The 4,065-nt window shown below is 53.1% G+C and carries 5 protein-coding genes; 3 read left to right on the top strand and 2 right to left on the bottom strand.

From position 1 onward, the window contains the following. From ruvX to GX117_00420, 3 genes are all read left to right on the top strand, one after another. Positions 1 to 327 (top strand): Holliday junction resolvase RuvX (gene ruvX, locus GX117_00430; GenBank protein NLO31811.1); only part of this gene is annotated, 327 nt, incomplete at its 5' end. A gap of 44 nt (positions 328 to 371) precedes the next feature. Further along, the gene (gene mltG, locus GX117_00425) at positions 372 to 1,493 is read left to right on the top strand and encodes an endolytic transglycosylase MltG (GenBank protein NLO31810.1); all 1,122 of its coding nucleotides are present in this window, start codon (positions 372 to 374) and stop codon (positions 1,491 to 1,493) included. Between the two features lie 98 nt (positions 1,494 to 1,591). Further along, positions 1,592 to 3,016: a hypothetical protein gene (locus GX117_00420; protein NLO31809.1), complete on the top strand. Its 1,425-nt coding sequence runs from the start codon at positions 1,592 to 1,594 to the stop codon at positions 3,014 to 3,016. A gap of 163 nt (positions 3,017 to 3,179) precedes the next feature. On the opposite strand, the gene GX117_00415 is transcribed toward GX117_00420, so the two are convergent. Continuing rightward, positions 3,180 to 3,608 carry a polymer-forming cytoskeletal protein gene (locus GX117_00415; GenBank protein ID NLO31808.1) on the bottom strand — a complete coding sequence of 143 codons (429 nt, stop codon included), beginning with the start codon at positions 3,606 to 3,608 and terminating at the stop codon, positions 3,180 to 3,182. Positions 3,609 to 3,610: 2 nt separating this feature from the next. Continuing rightward, positions 3,611 to 4,065, bottom strand: a 455-nt coding sequence (locus GX117_00410; protein ID NLO31807.1) for a M23 family metallopeptidase, incomplete at its 5' end; no start/stop codon positions are given.

Raw genomic sequence — 4,065 nt, 5'->3', positions numbered from 1 at the left:
ATGCTTCGCAACGTGGCAGCGCTTATCAAGGAATTAGAACCGATACTTGTGGTCGCGGGGCTGCCGCTGTCTCAAGATGGGGTCGATGGTCCGCGCGCAGAAAAGACCAAAGATATTTTGGCGAAATTGCGCGAAATGATCAACGTCGATATTATTACTGAGGATGAGCGTTTTACAACGGCGCAGGCGCTGCGCGTGGCACGAGACATGAAGGCATCGCGCCGTTCCCAAAAGGGGAAGGTCGACCAGATTGCCGCATCGTTGATTCTACAATCGTTTTTAGATCGACGCCGTGCCCAAGGGGCAGCACAACCGGCGCAAGAGTAGCGCTGCGCCGCTGCAGCAAAGGCGGCTATAGTGGGAAATAATTGATGGAAAAGGCAGTACCAACCACTTCTGAAAAGAAAAAGAAAAGCGCTTTCTGGCGCTATGCCCTGATGAGCTTGGTCTGGACATGGGCGCTCCTGCTAATCGGAATCATTGTTGCGGGTATGGTTGCGTTCATCGTTTATGATCATGTGACTCGGGAAGCCAAAGGTGGATCCGCCGTCGTGATCACGGTTCCCCCCGGCGCAACACTGCGTATGGTGGGTGAGCTTCTCGTAGAAAATAAGATCATCGAACATGAGGGCTTGTTCCGCCTTGCCCTGCGCTTGAAAAATGAGGACGTTATCATTCAACAGGGCGCCTACGAGTTGTATCGGGGACTGTCCGCCGCGCAGCTCTTGGAGTTGCTGGTACAAGGACCTACAAAACATCTGCACGATAATCAGGAGCGGTTCTTGATACCGGAAGGGCTGTCTATCCCGCAGATTGCCGTGTTGACCTCCGACCCCGAAGCCTTTATGGAGGCGACCCGAGACGAGGCGCTTATCGCAAGTTTGGGCATCGAAACGGATACCTTGGAAGGCTTCCTCATGCCCAATACCTATTTTTTCGATGAAGAACCCCATCCCGTCCTTTTGGTAAACCGCATGGTCGAACAATTTAAAAAAGAATGGGATCAGCTTATTGCAGAGAATCCCGGCGCAGCGGCGATGCAAAAAATCGATTTGGTCACCGTAGCCTCCTTGGTGGAGCGCGAGGCGAAGGCGGAAGAAGAACGGCCGCTTGTCGCGCAGGTAATCTACAATCGACTGGAAAGCAAAATGCGGCTGCAGATGGATTCTACCTTGCAGTTCGCCTTGAATAAATACGGAGAGCGCATGTTGGACGTGGATAAGAATGTGCGTTCCCCCTACAATACCTATCAGCATGGGGGACTGCCGCCCGGACCTATTTGCAATCCCGGCGTGGCGAGCCTTCGCGCAGCCATGGCACCCGCTGATGGGCAGTATCTGTATTTTGTATCCAACGCAGATGGGACAACCCATACCTTCAGCCGCACGCTGGAGGAGCATAATCAAGCTGTGAGAAAATATAATCGTGAGATAGCGCCGCAACGGGCAGAAGAACCGAAGACGCGTCAACCTGCGCGAAGGAGAAGGCGATAAGTGCATGCCCCACCCGATGCAGAGGCGGCGCCCTAGTATCGGAAATCCTGCGACCGTGATGATGTGTCCGGAAACGCTGAATTGGGAGAAACATTACCGTGAATGACAGCACTGAAAAACGTTATTTGGAACGCCTGAATCGTGTGGTAACCGCCCTGCGCAATGAGAAACCCGATTGTGTTCCCATTCGCCCTTTCGCCGCTGAATTTGTGGCACGCCACAGCGGGTATACCTGTCAGGATGTAGCCCATGATTTCACGAAGGCCTTTGATGCCACCTGTAAGACCCTCAACGATTATGATTGGGACGCGGCTCCCGGAAGCATGGTCTATGTGTGGACCGGGCTGACCCAGGCGCTGGGTCTCAAATATTACGGCATCCCCGGAATCGATATTCCCGCTGATACAGGATTCCAATATATCGAACCTGCCCCTGAAGATGCCTTTATGAAAGCCGATGAATACGACGCGCTCATTGACGACCCCACCGCATTTTTATATGAGCGTTGGCTGCCGCGGGCGTCACGGTATATCCAACCGACCTGCAGCACGCTCCGTTATGAAAATAACCTGGCATTGGTAAAGGGCGCCATGGCGATGATGCATTATTTCAATGCCTTTCCCGCCCAGGGCGCACGGATGCGGCAAGAATGCGGTACACCCGGAGCTATCTCCGGTATTTTTAAAGCGCCTTTCGATATTATCGGCGATAAGCTGCGCGGCTATATTGGCCTGACCATGGACATGGTCACGCAGCCCGAAAAAGTGCTCGCCGCCTGTGAAGCCTTGATGCCGCACCTCTACCAAATGGGGATGTCCGGTGCCGACCCCGAAGGATACGCGCCCATCGGGTTCTGGATGCATCGCGGTTGCGTGCCCTTCGTTACGCCGGATCAGTTTGACAGCCATTATTGGCCCACACTAAAACCCATTATCGAAGAGTTTTGGGCACATGGTCACCAGACACTCTTTTACGCAGAAGGAAATTGGGATCATCATCTCGAAAGTTTCGCTGAACTGCCCGAAAAGAGCATGGTCTTTCATATAGACCGCAGCGATATTGAAAAGGCAACAAAGATCTTGGGACCGAAGTTTTGTTTGAGCGGCGGTGTCCCCAATACCGTCCTTTCTTATGGAACCCAAGAGGAAGTAGAGGAAGCCTGTAAAGTTGTGCTTGACACGGCGGCGCAGGATGGCGGCTTTATTATGGATGCAAGCGCCATTATCCAAAATGACGCGAAACCCGAAAACATGCGTATCTTGACAGACTTCACCCGTAAGTACGGACAGTATGACGGAGAGCCTGTCGCCGAGTTACCGCCCCGTGTCTGCGACGGGCCGATCAAATCCGGGCCGCCTACTGCCTTTACGCCTGATCCCCGTGCAGGTGTTTGTTCGCCTTGGGAAACGTATAGCGCAGAAAAAGGCAGCTTACCGGGCGATGCGGATCTTGCACAGCGCATTTGGCAGGAAGTGGACGGATTGGGCTACCTCTTTATCTGGCATTGTCTGCTGTCTTTTTAAAGGAACCTGCAAAATCAAAACCCCGCCCATAGGCGGTATCACACCGTTAATCAGGGGTGGTTGGCTTCTTTTCATAGGACAGGGCTTGGGTAATCTTTGACCACCGCCCTTCAGTCAGCCCATGAGACGCGGATGAAAATACGGTGGGGGAGTAGGGGGGCGTCTACGCTTCAGTAGGTTTGTCTTCGACAGGAGTTGTTGGGGCTTTGGCTTGTGCCTCACTTTTTTGCGGAACCGCTTCTTCTTTCATGGAGCATCGTCCTTCAAAGAACACACCTTCATGGATGCTGATACACGGAGAGCAGATATTGCCCGCAACTTTTCCGGTCGCCATGATTTCCAGTCGTTCTGACGCCTGAATATTGCCCTTGATGTGACCGCTGATAATGACCTGACCGGCGCGTATATCCCCTTTGACGCGTGCCGTTTCGAGGAGTACCACGCTGTCGTCACTGGCTATGCTGCCTTCTACAAAGCCGAGGACATGGATCGTACCCGCACAGACCAGTTCCCCCGTGATTTTGCTTCCCGAGCCGATAGTGGTCATGGCTTTGTTATCATTATATTCTCTGAGTTTGCGTGTATCAAGCATAATTAATCCGACAGATATTTGGCAGGATTCACGACGCGTCCATTCAGACGGACTTCATAGTGCAGGTGATTCCCGGTACTTTTCCCCGTGCTGCCAACAAGACCAACCACATCGCCGCGGCTCACGGTTTCACCTCGCGTTACGTGAATGGCGCTAAGATGGGCGTAAGCAGTTTCCAGACCGTCGCCATGACTAACGACGACCATATTGCCATATTCGCTGATATATTCCGCTTTGATAACTTTGCCGCGCGCCGTTGCATGGGCGGGAGTACCTTTTTGCGCAGAAATGTCGAGACCGTCATGGTGCCGTACGCGTCTTGAGAAAGGATCACGGCGATAACCGAATTGAGAAGAGATACGGCCTTTACCTCGGGGAAGGGGCCAGCCGGCGGGAACCCGTTCAATGCGCTCTTGTTGGACGGGCATATCTTTGACCAATTCGCCCAAGCTACGTT

This window comes from Candidatus Hydrogenedentota bacterium (assembly GCA_012523015.1).
GTDB lineage: Bacteria > Hydrogenedentota > Hydrogenedentia > Hydrogenedentales > CAITNO01 > JAAYBJ01.
The sequence above is the reverse complement of the archived record's forward strand: the minus strand, read 5'-3'. Positions and strand labels throughout refer to the sequence as shown.